The 15,362-nt window shown below is 63.0% G+C and carries 16 protein-coding genes and 1 tRNA gene; 5 read left to right on the top strand and 12 right to left on the bottom strand.

Translation table 11 applies throughout. From position 1 onward, the window contains the following. Window positions 1–175: 175 nt before the first annotated feature. A complete protein-coding gene (locus tag HK107_RS08590; protein ID WP_173198549.1) occupies window positions 176–418 on the bottom strand; it encodes an accessory factor UbiK family protein in 243 nt (80 codons plus the stop codon). A gap of 353 nt (window positions 419–771) precedes the next feature. Here HK107_RS08590 and lgt point away from each other — a divergent pair, with 353 nt between their 5' ends. The 4 genes from lgt to HK107_RS08570 are packed head-to-tail and all read left to right on the top strand — an operon-like array spanning window position 772 to window position 4,552. Continuing rightward, window positions 772–1,686 carry a prolipoprotein diacylglyceryl transferase gene (gene lgt, locus HK107_RS08585; protein ID WP_173198547.1) on the top strand — a complete coding sequence of 305 codons (915 nt, stop codon included), beginning with the start codon at window positions 772–774 and terminating at the stop codon, window positions 1,684–1,686. After that, the gene (locus HK107_RS08580) at window positions 1,683–2,792 is read left to right on the top strand and encodes a class I SAM-dependent methyltransferase (RefSeq protein ID WP_173198545.1); all 1,110 of its coding nucleotides are present in this window, start codon (window positions 1,683–1,685) and stop codon (window positions 2,790–2,792) included. The genes lgt and HK107_RS08580 overlap by 4 nt, the downstream gene beginning before the upstream one ends. Then, entirely contained in the window at window positions 2,789–3,556 is a 768-nt protein-coding gene (gene pgeF / locus HK107_RS08575) for a peptidoglycan editing factor PgeF (protein WP_173198543.1), read from the top strand. Before HK107_RS08580 ends, pgeF begins: the two co-directional genes overlap by 4 nt. Before the next feature lie 51 nt (window positions 3,557–3,607). Then, a complete protein-coding gene (locus tag HK107_RS08570) occupies window positions 3,608–4,552 on the top strand; it encodes a ribose-phosphate pyrophosphokinase (RefSeq protein ID WP_173198541.1) in 945 nt (314 codons plus the stop codon). A 147-nt stretch (window positions 4,553–4,699) separates the two neighbouring features. Here the strand turns inward: HK107_RS08570 and HK107_RS08565 are convergent, their stop codons facing one another. Continuing rightward, complete coding sequence (locus tag HK107_RS08565; protein ID WP_173198539.1) at window positions 4,700–6,250, bottom strand: S10 family peptidase; 1,551 nt, start codon at window positions 6,248–6,250, stop codon at window positions 4,700–4,702. Window positions 6,251–6,343: 93 nt separating this feature from the next. Beyond that, on the bottom strand, window positions 6,344–7,054 hold the full coding sequence (locus HK107_RS08560) for a hypothetical protein (protein WP_173198537.1): 711 nt from the start codon (window positions 7,052–7,054) through the stop codon (window positions 6,344–6,346). Window positions 7,055–7,118: 64 nt separating this feature from the next. Here HK107_RS08560 and HK107_RS08555 point away from each other — a divergent pair, with 64 nt between their 5' ends. Continuing rightward, window positions 7,119–8,927, top strand: coding sequence for an ABC-F family ATP-binding cassette domain-containing protein (locus HK107_RS08555; RefSeq protein ID WP_173198535.1), 1,809 nt, complete (start codon window positions 7,119–7,121; stop codon window positions 8,925–8,927). Between the two features lie 4 nt (window positions 8,928–8,931). Here HK107_RS08555 and HK107_RS08550 read toward each other — a convergent pair whose 3' ends face one another. The 9 genes from HK107_RS08550 to grxC form a co-directional block, all read right to left on the bottom strand. Next, on the bottom strand, window positions 8,932–9,282 hold the full coding sequence (locus tag HK107_RS08550) for a hypothetical protein (protein ID WP_173198533.1): 351 nt from the start codon (window positions 9,280–9,282) through the stop codon (window positions 8,932–8,934). Between the two features lie 145 nt (window positions 9,283–9,427). Further along, complete coding sequence (locus HK107_RS08545) at window positions 9,428–9,928, bottom strand: YciE/YciF ferroxidase family protein (RefSeq protein ID WP_173198531.1); 501 nt, start codon at window positions 9,926–9,928, stop codon at window positions 9,428–9,430. Window positions 9,929–10,082: 154 nt separating this feature from the next. Then, window positions 10,083–10,730, bottom strand: a complete 648-nt coding sequence (locus HK107_RS08540) for a glutathione S-transferase (protein ID WP_173198529.1) — start codon at window positions 10,728–10,730, stop codon at window positions 10,083–10,085. A 2-nt stretch (window positions 10,731–10,732) separates the two neighbouring features. Next, window positions 10,733–11,653, bottom strand: coding sequence for an oxygen-dependent tRNA uridine(34) hydroxylase TrhO (gene trhO / locus HK107_RS08535; protein WP_173198527.1), 921 nt, complete (start codon window positions 11,651–11,653; stop codon window positions 10,733–10,735). 122 nt (window positions 11,654–11,775) lie between these two features. Beyond that, window positions 11,776–11,850, bottom strand: a tRNA-Glu gene (locus HK107_RS08530). A 112-nt stretch (window positions 11,851–11,962) separates the two neighbouring features. Next, the gene (gene recJ, locus HK107_RS08525; protein ID WP_173198525.1) at window positions 11,963–13,765 is read right to left on the bottom strand and encodes a single-stranded-DNA-specific exonuclease RecJ; all 1,803 of its coding nucleotides are present in this window, start codon (window positions 13,763–13,765) and stop codon (window positions 11,963–11,965) included. A gap of 65 nt (window positions 13,766–13,830) precedes the next feature. Continuing rightward, window positions 13,831–14,274, bottom strand: a complete 444-nt coding sequence (locus tag HK107_RS08520) for a DUF1178 family protein (RefSeq protein ID WP_173198523.1) — start codon at window positions 14,272–14,274, stop codon at window positions 13,831–13,833. Further along, window positions 14,271–15,095: a carbon-nitrogen hydrolase family protein gene (locus tag HK107_RS08515; RefSeq protein WP_173198521.1), complete on the bottom strand. Its 825-nt coding sequence runs from the start codon at window positions 15,093–15,095 to the stop codon at window positions 14,271–14,273. Before HK107_RS08515 ends, HK107_RS08520 begins: the two co-directional genes overlap by 4 nt. Before the next feature lie 2 nt (window positions 15,096–15,097). After that, entirely contained in the window at window positions 15,098–15,355 is a 258-nt protein-coding gene (gene grxC, locus HK107_RS08510; protein WP_173198519.1) for a glutaredoxin 3, read from the bottom strand. Window positions 15,356–15,362 lie beyond the last annotated feature (7 nt).

Here is a 15,362-nt window from a genome sequence, read left to right as displayed (position 1 = left end):
GCGCCTCGCCCGGTGAGCCTATGAGGGGATGACTCGCAAGGGTCGCCAAGCGGGATCGGGAAAGACCGCAGTCGATCTTGAAAACGAAACGAGCCGCGAATCAGCTGGCAGCGGCAAGGGGGTAGTTTTCCACCCTATCCACAATCGCTGCAGCGCATGACGCTCCGTGGGCGAATCAGTCGCTTGACTTGAGGGCGGCGATCTCAGCCTTCAGCGCTTCGACCTCTTCCTTAAGGGATCTGGCCATGTCCTCGACCGTCTCGAACTCCTCGCGGGTGACAAGGTCCTGCTCAGCGAGGAACCGCTGGAGCTGGCTGGAGAGCGCCGTTTCCGCCTCGCGACGGACGCCGTCGACCGTGCCTGCAGCCTCGGCGATGATCTTCGCCATACCGTCGAAAACAGGTGATTTGGTCTGCATGGCCGGGGCCTCCTGAAGTTCTGGGGCAGGTAGGCGCCGAAAAGCCTCCTAGGTCAAGCGCCAGCAGGGTCGCGGGGGTGGTGTGTTTCGCACGCTTTTCTTTTTTGATGGGTCCTGGATCAAGTCCAGGATGACGGGCGGAGAGACCAGCTCGCGATTCTCGTCATCCTGGACTTGATCCAGGATCCATCGCGAGCGTCAGCGAGGCATCCAAGATGCTTTCAACAGAAAGCACCTGAGCCACTGCCGTGGCCTTCTTCGCCTTCAAAACCTCCCCCGGAGGTTTTGATCCGCTGCGCGGACTGGCTACGAAGCCCTGTTGCTCCCCGCACAAACGCACTAAGGCCCCTCCCATGTCCTTTCCTGAGATTGACCCAGTCTTCTTCCATCTCGGACCGCTTCCGATCCGCTGGTATGCCCTTGCCTATCTGGCGGGAATTGCGCTCGGTTGGATCTACCTGAACCGCCTCCTCAAGCAGCAGCCGCTTTGGAACGCGCGGGGGTCGATCAAGAACCCCGAGACGCCGCCCCTCGACAAGGAAAAGCTCGACGATTTTGTGAGCTGGATCATCCTAGGCGTGATCCTCGGCGGCAGGCTGGGGTTCGTCCTGTTCTACCGGCCTGAGCTGATGTGGCAGAGCCTGTCAGAGTGGCCGCAGCTTCTAGGCACGGTGCCAATCTGGCCGCCTTTGGCCGTCTGGACCGGCGGCATGAGCTTCCATGGCGGGCTGATCGGCGTGGCCATCGTGACGGTGCTGTTTGCGAAGAAGCGCGGCACAGACCCTTTGCGGATCGGCGACCTCCTTGCCTGCGCAGCGCCCATCGGGCTCTTCTTCGGAAGGCTCGCCAACTTCATCAATGCCGAGCTCTATGGCCGCGCGACGGACAGCTGGATCGGCATGCGCTTCCCGCAATATTACGACCGTGCCTCTGGCGAGTGGGTCTACGCCGCTGACGCCGTTCCCCGGCACCCCAGCCAGCTTTATGAGGCAGCGCTCGAGGGCCTCGTCCTCTTCATAGTGATCCGCATCGCGGTGACCCGGTTCCGCATCCTCAGGTTCCGGGGCGCAGCCACCGGTCTCTTCCTCCTCGGATATGGCGCGAGCCGGTTCTTCGTGGAGTTCTTCCGCGAGCCCGACACCTATGCGGCGACACTTGGCTTCCTGACGCGCGGGATGCTGCTGTCGCTTCCGATGGTGCTGCTCGGAGCGTTCCTCTTCTACCGGGTGCATCCGAAGCTCGGAGGCCCCGCGAGGAGCGCGGCGTGAGCGAGGCCCACGAACCCACACCGCTGGAGACAAGGCTTGTCGACCTGATCCGCGACCACGGACCGATCCGTGTCGGGGACTTCATGACCGATGCACTGGTCCATCCCCAGCATGGCTATTACGCGACGCAGGAAGCTCTGGGCACGAAGGGCGATTTCACGACCTCGCCTGAGATCAGCCAGATCTTCGGTGAGCTGATCGGCTCGTGGCTCGTGCACAGCTGGGAAGCGATCGGCGCGCCCTCAGCGTTCAACCTTGTCGAACTGGGCCCCGGCCGCGGTACGCTGATGAACGACATCCTTCGTGTCGCGAAGGTCAGGCCGCGGTTCCTTAAGGCGGCCCACGTCTACATGATCGAGGCATCCGGCAGGATGCGCTATGCCCAGAAGCGGCTTCTTGCCGATGCTGGTGTCAGGATTACCTGGGCCGACAAGCTCGACGATGTGCCGCCAGGTCCCCTCCTCCTCGTGGGCAACGAGTTTTTCGACTGCCTGCCTATCCGGCAATTCGTAAGGACCTCGGCGCGCGATGATGCTCCGTGGAGGGAGCGTCTTGTCGGCCTCGGCGATGACGGAAAGCTGGCCTTCGTCCTTTCAGAGCAGACCTATGGCGAGCAAACGGGGATGCCTCCCGGCGCCCAGCCCGAAAGCGTCTTCGAAGTCTGCACCGCAGCGGGCGAAGTCGTGGCGGAAATCAGCCACCGCCTGCGTGAGCATAAGGGCCGTGCCCTGATCATCGACTACGGCCACGGCCGTTCAGGCTATGGCGACACGCTGCAGGCGATGAAGGGGCATAAGTTCTGGCCGGTGCTCGAGAAGCCGGGCCTTGCTGACATCACCGCCCATGTCGATTTCGCGGCCCTCGCGCGGCAGGGACGCCAGCAGGACATGCGCGTCGATGGCCCCGTCAGGCAGGGTGACTTCCTGGAACGCCTCGGCCTCAAGATCCGCCTCGAGGCTGTCGAGAAAGGCATCAAGGACAAGGAGAAGCGCGAGCTCTTCCGGTCGGGCGCGCTCCGCCTGATCGACCGGGATGGGATGGGCTCTCTGTTTAAGGTCCTGTGCCTCAGCCCCAAGGGTGCTGACGTTCCGCCGGGTTTTGAATGATCCCGAGACTGACGAGTAATCTCCTCAATGCGCCCCACGGGTTCTTCGGGCGTGAAGGCGGTGTGTCGGAGGGAATCTTCGCCTCCCTCAACGGCAGCCTTCATTCGGGCGACGAGCTAGAGCCCGTCACCGAGAATCGGCAACGTATGACAGAAGCTCTCGGTGCTGAGCATGTGCTGACCGCGAAGCAGACCCATTCGGCTCGGGCGATCCTCGTGGGGGAGCCCTTCCCCCCAGATCAGCGGCCCGAAGCCGATGCGCTGGTGACGGGCAAGGCCGGTCTTGCGGTCGGTGTTCTCGCGGCTGACTGCGTGCCTGTGCTGTTCGATGGTGGCGATCTTGTTGCGGCGGCCCACGCCGGTTGGAGAGGGAGCCTCGGCGGCATCCTCGAAGCCACCGTAGCGCTGATGGAAGCCGAAGGCGTGGCGCGGGAGAACCTGCGCGCGGCGATTGGGCCCCACCTGCGCGGCAGCCATTTCGAGGTTCGGGAAGACCTTCTTTCGGAAGTCACTGCAAAATATCCGGACGCAGATCAGTTCTTCACGAAAAAGGACGCCGAGCACTGGCACTACGACCACACCGGCTTCGTGCGCGCCCGGCTGATCGAGGCGGGAATCAGTGACGACCTGATCGCGGATACGGGCGGCAACACGTTGGCGGAGCCTCAGCGTTTCTTCTCGTACCGCGCCGCCTGCCACGCTGGTGAGAAGCAGTTCGGGCACAACCTGTCGGCTATTGTCCCGGGCGTCGCTCGGCCTGCTTGACTCCTGTCACGGGAGGGTCACAAACGCGCCAGCGTCCAGGAGCCCAGCGCCATGAAAATCCTCGCCGGCAACTCGAACCTTCCCCTTGCCGAAGCCATCTCGAAACGCCTCGATGTCCCCGTCGCAAAAGCGCATGTGAAGCGCTTCAACGACTCCGAAGTTCACGTGGAAATTCAAGAGAATGTCCGCGGCGAGGACGTCTTCGTCATCCAGTCGACGTCGAACCCGGCAAACGATCACATGATGGAACTGCTCATCATGATCGACGCCCTCGCCCGCGCGTCGGCCAGCCGGATCACGGCGGTGATTCCCTATTTCGGCTATGCAAGGCAGGACCGGAAAGCGGGTCCCCGCACCCCGATCACGGCGAAGCTGGCGGCTAACCTCATCACCACGGCAGGTGCTGACCGTGTGCTGACGATGGATCTCCACGCCGGGCAGATCCAGGGCTTCTTCGATATCCCGACCGACAACCTCTACGCGACCCCGGTGATGGAGGATCACATCCGCCGCCAGCGTCAGGACGACCTCTCCAATGTCTGCGTCGTCTCGCCGGACGTCGGCGGCGTTGTCCGCGCCCGCGCGCTCTCGAAGCGCCTCGGCGATGCGCCTCTCGCTATCGTCGACAAGCGACGGGAGAAGGCCGGCGTCTCGGAAGTCATGAACATCATCGGTGACGTGAAGGGGATGGAGTGCATCCTGTTCGACGACATCGCCGATTCGGGCGGCACGCTCGTCAACGCAGCGACCGCGCTGATGAATAAGGGCGCCAAGTCCGTTGAAGCCTACGTCTCCCACGGTGTTCTCTCGGGCAAAGCCGTCGAGCGCGTCGAGACGTCTGAGCACCTGAAGCGCCTCGTGATCACCGACACGATCGGCAATGACGGTCGCCGGGATGGGGCGAAGAAGATCGAAGTCGTGTCGATCGACCGGCTCCTCTCCGAAGCGATCCGCCGGATCGCGAATGAAGAGTCGGTTTCAAGCCTTTTTGATTGATCGAAGCGTTGACCACCTCTCCCTCCGGGAGAGGTCAAAGGCTGCGCCAGCAGGCTTTGGGTGAGGGCGAGCAACGTCGCACTCCATTCACCCTCACCCGAAATCAGATAGATTTCGACCTCTCCCGAAGGGAGAGGTAAGGGGTCCCTATTCCCCCAAGCTTTCGAAGAACTCGGCGGTATCCTCGGCGAATTGTTCCGATGACTGAGGGTGCATGTAGTACATGTGCCCGCCATAATAGTTGGTGAGCGTCACATTCTCGCGCACGGCCTCAGGGATGCCCATGTTGGCCACAACATACGCCGTCTCAAAATAAGGCGTCTGCAGGTCCATGGCGCCGTGGGTGATCCAGACCTTCAGGTGCTTGTTCATGCTCAGCCCTTCGCGCATCGCCATGGCGGCGGCGGGCGGCTGGGGCCGTTTGGCGGAGCCGACATAGTAGCGCCATGCTGAGCTCACCGAGCCTGAGAGGCTGTCGTACCGGCGGTCAGGCATCTCGAATCCGACCTCTTCGGACAGGAAGCTGATCAGCCCCGCGCGATAGGGCCCGGACAGGACGAAAAGTGGATCCGAGGCGTAGCCGCTCTCGAAATCCTCAGGCTCCGGGTCCGTTACAGCAATGGTCGCATCGTAGATGCCGACCAGCTCGCCTTTGTCCCTGAGGAGCGCGCTGGCATATTCCGACTGCGATACCCGTCCGCGCTGCATACGGACGAAGTCTTCAGGCAGTCCTGTAATCTCTGCAAAGCGCTTCAGGATGTCGGCCTGCTCGGGCAGCGGCATCAGCTCGCCTTGCACGAGGTACCGTGTGAAGTCGCCCACCGCGAAAGCTTCGGCTTCGTTGAGGATGTCCTCCATCCCCTCAAGCGTCGTGATCTTCTCGTCGGCTAGCCCCCTGCCCTGGCTTGCGGCGCTGGCGGCGTAGCTCGGCACGCGGGTCAGCCACGGCGCAGGGTGGAGGCCGTCGCTCCTGCCCCCGAAGAGGTCGAACTTCGGCGAGATGAGCACGGAGCCGGAGAGCGGCACGTCGTGGCTCTTCGGCAGCAGCTGCGCCAGCATCGCCGCGCGGAAGCCGCCATAGCTCTCACCGGCGACGACGACGGGCGAGCGGAATCGCTTGTTCTCGGCCAGCCAGCGCTCGATGAACTCGCCGAGCGCCCGCAGGTCTCCGTCTACGGATTGATAGTCCTTGGCGCCCTTCGGCTCACCGCCTTCCATCTCCGCAGCCTCGCCGACGAAGCGGGAGAAGCCTGTGCCTACGGGGTCGATGAAGACGAGATCCGTATAGGGGAGCCAGCTGTCGGGATTGTCCTCGACGGTCGCGGGCGGTGCCTTGAGGTCGCCATCCTCGGTGAAGCCGATCCGCTTTGGGCCGAGTGAGCCCATGTGCAGGTAGACCGACGCCGCGCCCGGGCCGCCATTGAAGACGAAGGTGATCGGGCGCTCGGCCGGGTCGATGTCCTGCTTCAAATAAGCCGTGTGGAAGATTTCAACGTCCGGCGCCCCTTCCGGGCCCAGCGGGAGGAACCCCGCGCGCACCGTGTAGTCGAAGCGCGTCCCGCCTGCTGACCAGGTCATGACCGTTTCGCTGTGCGCTTGGCTGACCTTGGATTGCGAAGTCGCCTTGGGCGCTTCAGCGGCGTGGTCGTCCACCGCAGCGGCGGAGAGCATCAGGGCGGCGGTTAGGGAGAAAAGCATGGCGTGACCTCGTCTTCAGACAAGGGGGAGCCTAGCGCCCAAGCGCTCGGAAGCGAGGAGAAAGCTCTGCTCTCCCCTCAACCCATGCGAGCGTCAGAAACGCCGACCGACCCTCAGACGCAGGCCATAGTCGGGCATCGGATCGGAGAGTCCGAACGCCACGCTGGTGTAGAGCGTGTAGGGCCCCGGGATCGGCCAGGTGACGACGGGAGCAATCTCGTGTCGGCCTTCATCGAAGGAGCGGAAATCATTGGCCCGGCCGAAATTGTCGTAGAGCTCGACACCGATGCTGTGGCCGCTGGAGAGGCTTTTGTAGAGGCTCGACCGGGTCTCGATGATCGGCGTTGAGTCCACGCCATCGCCGACATTGAAGAAACCCATGACGACGAACCGCGCGAAGACCGTGTCGGAGATATTGAACTGGTTCGACCAACTGGTCGCGAAATCGTCGGGCCGTGCACCATCTCTGATCCGTGCATCAAGCCGGAAACCTGTGTGCCAGTTTTCGGTGATCTGACCTGCGTCGATCCAGAGCATGCCGCGGACAAAGTCGAACTCGGCGTCGGTGAACTCAGACGTGTCACGCCACTGGTACTCGACCCGCCACATCATGTTGTCGGTGAAGGCCTGCTCATAGAAGATCCGCTGGGCCCAGGGGGTCAGCTCATCGAAGATTTCCCCTGACGAGAACCGGTACTCGGCGAGCTTGTGGTCACGGTTGATCTTGGGCCCGAATACGCCCGCCGTATTCTGGGCCGAAGCCGCGGATATGAGGGCGAAGGCGATGGCAACGATTCTCAACATGGTTTTCCCTTTGCAGGTTCGGGCGGTGATTGCATCCGGGCCTGACGGCGGTTAGCCCCGGCAGATGGCAGCGCCTCTTCTCTCGCTCAAAGATATTGCGCTCACGTTTGGAGGCGACCCACTCCTCACGTCGGCGGAGATGATCGTTCACCAGGGCGCGAGGATCGCGCTCGTCGGACGCAACGGCTCCGGCAAGTCGACCTTCCTCAAGATCGCGGCAGGCATCGTCGAACCCGACGGCGGCGAGCGCACGGTCAAGTCCGGCACCACCTTCCGTTATCTCGAACAGGACCCGGACTTCTCGCGTTTCGCAACGGCAGAGGACGTGGTGCTGGACGGCCTGGCGCCAACCGATGACCCGGGAGAAGTGGGGAGGCTGCTGGCGGAACTCGGCGTCGATCCGCAGTCCGATCCCAAGCCCCTCTCCGGTGGGGAGAAGCGCCGTGTGGCCATTGCCCGCGCACTTGCTCCGCAGCCGGAGGTTCTGCTGCTGGATGAGCCGACCAACCACCTCGACCTCGACACAATCCTCTGGCTTGAAGGCGAGCTGGCGCGGCTGCGGTCGGCCATCGTCCTGATCAGCCACGACCGGCGCTTCCTCGAGAACATCACCCGCGAGACCGTCTGGCTCGACCGTGGCGAGACGAAGCACCGGGACAAGGGGTTCAAAGGCTTCGAAGACTGGCGCGATCAAGTCTTCGAAGAGGAAGAACTCGCCGCCCACAAGCTCGACCGCAAGATCGTGCGCGAGGAGCATTGGCTTCGCCATGGGGTCAGCGGACGACGTAAGCGGAATGTCCGTAGGCTGGCGGAACTCGGCTACTTGCGCCAGCAGCGCGCAGAATGGCGCGGCCCACAGGGCTCGGTCGACCTCTCCGTCAGCGAGGCAGAAGCGTCAGGCAAGCTCGTCATCGAGGCGAAGGGCATCAGCTTCGCTTATGGCGACAGGCCTATTGTCAAAGACCTGAACCTCAAGCTCGCCCGGGGTGACAGGCTGGGCTTGGTCGGACCCAATGGCGCGGGCAAGACCACCCTCCTCCGCCTCCTTCTCGATCAGCAGCAGGCTGATGAGGGAAGCGTGCGGCACGGAACGAAGCTCGAAATCGTTGGCCTCGATCAGGAACGCGCGGGCCTGAAAGACAACACCCGCCTCATGGATGCGCTGACCGAAGGTCGCGGCGACCAGATCACCATCGGCGGCCAGCCGCGCCATGCGCTCAGCTATCTCAAGGATTTCCTCTTCTCGCCCGAGCAGGCGCGCCAGCCGATCGGTGCGCTGTCGGGCGGTGAGCGTGGCAGGCTGGCCCTCGCCATCGCGCTGGCCAAGCCGTCGAACCTTCTCGTCCTAGACGAGCCGACCAACGATCTCGACCTCGAGACGCTCGACGTTCTCGAAGAGGCGCTGGCGAATTATCAGGGTACGTTGATGCTGGTCAGCCACGACCGGGATTTCCTCGACCGGGTGGTCACCAGCACTCTGACCCCTGTCCCTGAAGAAGGCCCTGGACGCTGGCGCGAATATCCCGGCGGCTATGACGACATGATGGCCCAGCGCAAAGGCGCTACCGTGCCCAAAGATGCCGCGCCCGCCGCGAAGAAAACCGGCGGCTCGGCCCCTCAGAAGAAGAAACCGTCCGGAAAGCTCAGCTTCAAGGACAAGCACGCCCTCGAAACCCTCCCCTCACGGATGGAAGAACTCGAGGTATCTATCGCCAAGCATGAGGCTGCCCTTTCTGATCCAGACCTCTTCACCAAGGACCCGGCAGCCTTCGACAAGGCCCAGAAAGGCCTGACCGCGGCGCAGGAAGACCTGGCCGCGGCGGAAGAGCAATGGCTCGAGCTCGAGATGAAACGGGAGGAGCTCGAGGGCTGAGCTCCTAGAGGCGAATGACGGCGAGGGATCGGCGCCGTCCGCCGTACACGGTGTAATAAGCACCGCGCGGACCGAGATAGACCCGGCCATAGGCACGCGGCAGGACGGGGGGATTTCTGAGGGCCCTGCCGCGGGCATCCGTGTAGACGAAAGCCGAACGCGGACAGTTCACCACCCGCTCGTCCCGCCGGTCTTCGCGAAGATCACGCACGCCGCGCGTCACGGCTCGATCCCTCACATCCTCCCGCAGGTCGGGGCAGAGCGCGGGGTTCAATCGCCACCCGGCATTCGCCTGGCTGCTGGCGCAAGCAGCAACCGCAAAGGTGGTCAGGGCAAGGATCAGGACGTTTCGCATGGGATGTCTCCTTTCGCCCCTCAAGGATCAGAGTTCGCTGTCCCAGAAGTGTCCCCAGCCACGCGATCTTTGTCGCAAAGTGTCGCGCACGAAAAAGGCCGCCCCGGTAGGGACGGCCCTTTCAAGTTACTCAGCTGCCTGACTGTTAGGCTGCGGCCTGTTCGTTGATGCGTTCCTCTGCGAGGAAACTGACGAAGCGGTCGCCATCATAGATGTCGTCCAGACCCTTCTGGATGAGCTGCTGGTCGCGTTCGAGACCAAGCTCCTGGGCCATTGCTTTCGTCGTACCGTAGCCTGCGAGACCGTAGTGGTTCATGCGGTTCAGCTGCGCAATGATCGCGGCTTCCTGGACCTTCTTGTCCGAAAACTCCGGCTCGAGACCATGGGCGCGGCCCTCACGGACGAGACCCTGCATGCCTTTGCAGTGCTCGCCATTGGGGTCTGCGTCATGGCTCTTGATGACCGTTTCAAGCGTCGTCTGGTGCTCGACGATCTTGTCATGGCTGTTGCGCAGGTACTGCTTCAGCTTCGGCGTCTCCACGACCCCTTCAAAATCGGCAAGGATCGATGCCATTTGTTTGTTGGCAGAATAGTTATCCTGCAGCTGGTCGACGTAGAGTTCCTTCAGCGTGCCAAAATTGCTCATAATATGCCTCCTTGTATTTTTTCGCGCCGCTCGAAAGCAGCTTCACCTAACGAACGGGCTGGAGGAGATCCCGTTCGGGTGAAGTCCCGTTAAGGTTGCGCGCTGGGTCACGACCAGGTGAAGTTTGCCGTGCACGGAGCGTAGAACCGCAGGTTCAAGAAGAAGGACAGCCGAATTCATGCTCCTCGCCCGTCTCCGCGAAGAGAGAGTATTTGCGCATGATCTGCTTGAACAGGTCGGAGGTGATGTGCGCTTGGAGCCAGGGATGCAGCTGCGGCCACGGTTGTGCGTCGAACCATTCAGGATCGGCGATGCGGAACTGCCTGATAAAGGGGAAGACTGCGTAGTCCGTGTACCCAGCTTCCTGCCCCTGAAGCTGGCCCGTGCCTGAAAGAGCCTCGTCAATCGCGGTGAGAAACTCTGCTCCTGAGGCGCGGTGCTCGAGCGGGTCTACGTCTTCGTAGCGGGTCGGGTACTTGTACCGATCGAGGTCGCGCTTGAACTGACCATCATTTCGCTCGATCAGCTGGGCGCCGTCTGGCGTCGGCAACCCGAACGCGTCGGGCGCTTTGCTCGCCGCCCAATCCATGACCGCGAGGCTTTCATCAATCACCTCACCATTAGGAAGCACCAGAACTGGGACGGTTCCTTTAGGCGAGGCTGCCAGCATCTCGGGAGGCTTGTCACGAAGGATCAGCTCACGGAGCATCACCCGCTGACCCGTCACGACCAAAGCCATCCTTGCGCGCATGGCGTACGGGCAGCGGCGGAAGGAGTAGAGCGTCGGGAGAGTCTCACCCATGATCAGCCGTCCTGCTTGACGCCTAGGTGCTGGGTCCCGCGGGCCTTGGCCAGCTCCATCTGCTTCTGGCGTTCAGCGAAGCGTTCCCGCTTTTCATCCGTAACCGCATCAACGCAGTGTGGGCAGGAGACACCAGGCACGTAGCGCGCGTCTGCTTTCATCTCTTCGTCGATTGGGCGCCGACAGGCATGGCAGAGGTCGTAGGTCCCCTCCTCTAGCCCGTGCCGGACCGCGACGCGCCCGTCGAAGACGAAGCACTCGCCTTCCCACTGGCTATCGGCTTGATCGACATGCTCGAGATATTTGAGGATCCCGCCCTTGAGGTGCACGACATCCTCCGCACCCTGCTGAATGGCATAGGACGTCGACTTCTCACAGCGGATGCCGCCCGTGCAGAACATGGCGATCCGCTTGTCCGGGTTCTCAGCCTTCAGGGCGTCGAACCAGGCTGGGAACTCACGAAAGCTCTCAATGTCCGGATTGATCGCACCTGTGAAAGTGCCGATCTCAACCTCATAGTCATTACGCGTATCAACAACGATCGTGTCAGGATCCTGGAGCACCTTGTTCCAGTCCCGCGCCTCGACATAGCGCCCCACTTTCAGCGTCGGGTCGATTCCCGGAACGCCCATGGTGACGATTTCCTTCTTGATACGGACCTTCGTGCGCAGGAAAGGCTGCTCGTCAGCCGTGCTCCACTTGACCTCGAGATCCTCAAAGCCGGGAAAGGAGCGGATCTGCGCGACGACCTGATCCAGCCCGTCGCGCAGGCCTGCGATCGTCCCGTTGATCCCCTCAGGGGCGATCAGCAGCGTCCCGCGAATGCCCAACTGCCCAAGCCGCGAGAACAGCTCCTCGCGGCGGCGCTCAAGCTCATCGAGCGGCGCGAAATGGTAGAGTGCGGCAACATGGGTCTGGGACATAGCGTGGTGGAGCTATCGAAGGGCAGCGCCCCCGTCCAGACAGCTCGAAAAACTGGGAACAGTTTCAGACAGGCAGCAGCGTGCCGTGGACAAGCTCAGGCCACTCCAATAGCAGGGAAAAGTGGCACTCCCTAGGGGAATCGAACCCCTCTTTCCAGGTTGAAAACCTGGCGTCCTAACCGATAGACGAAGGGAGCGCATGAGCCGTAGCGCTCGGAAAGCCGCACATAGAAAATCGGGAGGGGGCGATCAACCCCTTTTTTGGGGTCTGTGCCTTGCTGTCGCGCAACTTTTCCCCATCGGTCCCGATCAGGCCTCTGCGGCGTCGTCGAGTTCGAACTGTGCAGCCTCCCCGCCCCTCCATGTATCAGGAGTGATCCGGCCTGCGAGGTGGAGGCGGGTGCGGTCGCCGGACTGGAGAAGATCGCCGATCGGCTCGCCGATGACCCCGAAAGCGATCCCCCTCGCTGTGTTGCCCACGGCATCTTCGATGGTGATGGCTAGGTGGCGGTCGCCAACCTGTCTTGCGTGACGGATGACGACGTCGGCAACGGCGAAGCGCGGCTCGGGGTGGCCAGCTCCGAAAGGACCTGCCGGAGCAACGGCTTTGCACGTGCGGCCATGGATGGCACCGACGCTGACGACCGCGTCTATGGTCAGGGGGCGCTCTTCGGTGGCCATGGTGACGTCTTGGCTGAGGCGGTCAGCGAGGAAGGCGCGGAAGCCGTCGATCTGCTCCTCGCGCAAGGAAAGGCCAGCCGCCATGGCGTGGCCGCCTCCGCCGTCGATGACCCCTGCAGCAGCAGCCGCTGAGACTGCTGAGCCGAGGTCGACGCCAGTGAGCGAGCGGCCAGAGCCTGTGCCCTTTCCGCCTTCCATGGCGATGCAGAAGGCAGGACGGTGATAGCGCTCCTTCAGCCTGCCCGCGACGATGCCGACGACGCCTGGGTGCCAGCCTTCGCCCGCCGCGACGATAGCTGCGCCTTCGGGGAGCTGGCCCGCCTCGATCTGAGCGTCCACCTGCGCCTGCGCCTCGCGGCGGACGGCGTCCTCGATGCGGCGGCGTTCCTTGTTGAGGGCCTCCAGCTTCTGGGCGATAGAGGCAGCGCGGGAGGGCTCGTCCGTGGTCAGAAGATCGAAGGCAATCCGCGCATGGCCGATCCGGCCAGCGGCATTGATCCGTGGGCCGATCTGGAAGCCAAGATGCGAGACCTGCGCCTGCCCCGAGAGTCCTGCGACTTCGGCGAGTGCGCGCAGGCCAGCATTTCCGCCGCCTTCCTCGAACGTACCGATGAGCCTCAGGCCCTGGGCGACCAGCACCCGCGTCAGCCCGCGCAGGGGCATCACGTCACCAACGAGAGACAGGGCCACAAGGTCGAGGAGCCGCATGAGCTTCGGCTCAAGCTTGGTCTCAAACGCGCCGCGCTTGCGCAGCTCGCGGTTGGTCGCGACCGCAGCCATGAAGGCCACGCCGCCTGCCGACAGCCCGGTGAGGCCGGAATGGTCCCCTTCCCTCTGCGGATTCACCAGCGCGAAGACGTCGGGACGCTCGCCCATCAAATGGTGATCGAGAACAATGACGTCTGCAGACGAACGACCGACCACATCGCCGTGGTTCGAGCCGCAGTCGACGGTCAGGATCAGGCTCGCTCCGCGCTCTTCCAGGTTGCGGAAGCCTTCCGTGGATGGCCCGTAGCCTTCAGTGAAGCGGTCAGGGAGATGAACAACCGGCTCGGTGCCAAGCTCGCGGAAGTAACGGAAGAGCAGCGATGCCGCGCTCGTTCCGTCCACGTCATAGTCACCGAAGATGCCGATGGTTTCGCCACGCTCGACGGCATCAGCGATCCGCGCTGCGGCCTCATCCATCTCAAGAAGAACCGACGGGTCAGGCATCGAGCTCTTGAGGCTCGGCGAAAGATACGCCTTCAGCTCCTCGACCTCGACACCCCTGCCGACAAGAACGTCAGCCAGCAGAGGATCTACGCCATAGCGCTGGACCGCCAGATCGGCCGAGCGGCGACAGATGGGCCGCTGCTTCCAGACCTGTCCCTTGGCGGAGTGTTCGACCCCGAGGAGCGGCGCATCGGCAAGGGCTGGCGAATCAAGTGGCATGGGAAAAGCTTAACACGGACTGACCGCCGCCAGCGCGCTCGCTTTCCCCAGTGAGTCAATTCGACTCAGTTGAGCTTCTTCTTGGCCTCGGAGGGCTCAGGCACGGGCTGGGGAACGGGAGCGACAGTGACTCCCTCCTCCTTCAGCTCCTTCACCTCTTTCGGAGAAGCCTCGCCGTAGATCTGCTTGGCCTCGACTTCGCCATAGTGGATCTTGCGCGCCTCCTCGGGGAAGCGCTTGCCGACATTCTCGAAGTTCTTCTCGACGTAGACCTGCGCCTTCTTCGCCGTTTCGTTCCATTCCCGTCGGAAGGTTTCCATGGCGCGGGAGCTCTCGGCGCGCCGGCTGGTCCTCACGGCAGGAGCCATCAGCGCCTTCTGCACCTCATCGGTGCCGCAGACGGGACACTCGAGCAGGCCCTCTTCCTTCTGCCGGTCATAGTCGGCGGAGGAGGAGAACCAGCCTTCGAACTGGTGGCCGTCGGAACAACGCAGGGAGTACTTCATCACGCCTTATAGATGCGGAGCTTGGCGTCGCGCGCAAGGTCGAGGGTCGGGATGCGCGACCGCATGTCCGCCACCTTCGCAAAGTCGATATCGGCGTAGGCGATGCCCGGCTCGTCATGCTGCAGCTCGTCCAGCACCTCGCCCCAGGGGCTGATAATGGCGGAGTGGCCATAGGTCCTGCGGCCGTCCTCATGCTCTCCGCCTTGCGCAGGGGCGATCACGAAGCTGCCTGTCTCGATGGCTCGCGCCTTGAGGAGGGTCAGCCAGTGGGCCTTGCCGGTTGGCACGGTGAAGGCGGCGGGCACGGTGAAGACCTGCGCCCCGGCTTCGGCAAGCTGGCGGTAGAGCTTGGGGAAGCGAAGATCGAAGCAGACCGTGAGGCCGAGCTTCACCCCGCCAAGGTCCGCCACCACCGCCTCCTCGCCCGGTTCGTAGAGGCTCGATTCCTTCCAGCTCTCCCCGGTGTCGAGGTCCACGTCGAAGAGGTGCACCTTGTCATAGGTCGCCACGACCCGGCCTTCGGAGACGAGAAGCTGACGGTTGCGCAGCATCCCCTCTTTCTCGCCCATCACCGGCATCGAGCCTATCGAGAGGGTGACGCCCAGCTCCTGCGACAGGGCACAGAGGGCGCTCTCTTCGTCAGGCGAAGGCTCAGCGACGGAGGCGAGGATGCGCTTGCGGTTCTGATCGACAAGCGTCGTCATTTCCGGTGTCGCGATGAAGCTCGCGCCCTCGCTGGCAGCCTTGCGGATCAGCGCCTCGGCTGCCTCGAGGTTGCTTGCCCGGTCGATGCCGGAGCGCATCTGCACCGCCGCGACGCGCATGCCTAGGCGGCGAGCTTTGCGTCGAGCTTGCCTGCGCGGTCGAGAGCGAGAAGGTCGTCGCAGCCGCCGATATGCTCATCATTGATGAAGATCTGCGGGAAGGTCATGCGACCTCCCGATCGCTCGATCATCTCCTGCTTCTTCGCCTTGTCGAAGGCGGCCGGAATGTCCTCGATCTCGGCGCCCTTCTTTTTCAGAACATCGAGCGCGCGGATGCAGTAGGGGCACATCATCTTCGTGTAGACGGTCACTTTGGCCAAGGTCGGT

Origin of the sequence: Parvularcula mediterranea (assembly GCF_013085255.1) — a bacterium.
In the GTDB taxonomy this organism is placed as follows: Bacteria; Pseudomonadota; Alphaproteobacteria; order Caulobacterales; family Parvularculaceae; genus Parvularcula; species Parvularcula mediterranea.
This window is presented reverse-complemented; position numbering and strand designations above follow the sequence as displayed.

Excerpts from the sequence above, each read along its gene's own strand:
- HK107_RS08590 (WP_173198549.1), bottom strand. The coding sequence starts at position 418 with ATGCAGACCAAATCACCTGTTTTCGACGGTATGGCGAAGATCATCGCC.
- lgt (WP_173198547.1), top strand. The coding sequence starts at position 772 with ATGTCCTTTCCTGAGATTGACCCAGTCTTCTTCCATCTCGGACCGCTT.
- pgeF (WP_173198543.1), top strand. The coding sequence starts at position 2,789 with ATGATCCCGAGACTGACGAGTAATCTCCTCAATGCGCCCCACGGGTTC.
- HK107_RS08570 (WP_173198541.1), top strand. The coding sequence starts at position 3,608 with ATGAAAATCCTCGCCGGCAACTCGAACCTTCCCCTTGCCGAAGCCATC.
- HK107_RS08565 (WP_173198539.1), bottom strand. The coding sequence starts at position 6,250 with ATGCTTTTCTCCCTAACCGCCGCCCTGATGCTCTCCGCCGCTGCGGTG.
- HK107_RS08560 (WP_173198537.1), bottom strand. The coding sequence starts at position 7,054 with ATGTTGAGAATCGTTGCCATCGCCTTCGCCCTCATATCCGCGGCTTCG.
- HK107_RS08555 (WP_173198535.1), top strand. The coding sequence starts at position 7,119 with ATGGCAGCGCCTCTTCTCTCGCTCAAAGATATTGCGCTCACGTTTGGA.
- HK107_RS08550 (WP_173198533.1), bottom strand. The coding sequence starts at position 9,282 with ATGCGAAACGTCCTGATCCTTGCCCTGACCACCTTTGCGGTTGCTGCT.
- HK107_RS08545 (WP_173198531.1), bottom strand. The coding sequence starts at position 9,928 with ATGAGCAATTTTGGCACGCTGAAGGAACTCTACGTCGACCAGCTGCAG.
- HK107_RS08540 (WP_173198529.1), bottom strand. The coding sequence starts at position 10,730 with ATGGGTGAGACTCTCCCGACGCTCTACTCCTTCCGCCGCTGCCCGTAC.
- trhO (WP_173198527.1), bottom strand. The coding sequence starts at position 11,653 with ATGTCCCAGACCCATGTTGCCGCACTCTACCATTTCGCGCCGCTCGAT.
- recJ (WP_173198525.1), bottom strand. The coding sequence starts at position 13,765 with ATGCCACTTGATTCGCCAGCCCTTGCCGATGCGCCGCTCCTCGGGGTC.
- HK107_RS08515 (WP_173198521.1), bottom strand. The coding sequence starts at position 15,095 with ATGCGCGTCGCGGCGGTGCAGATGCGCTCCGGCATCGACCGGGCAAGC.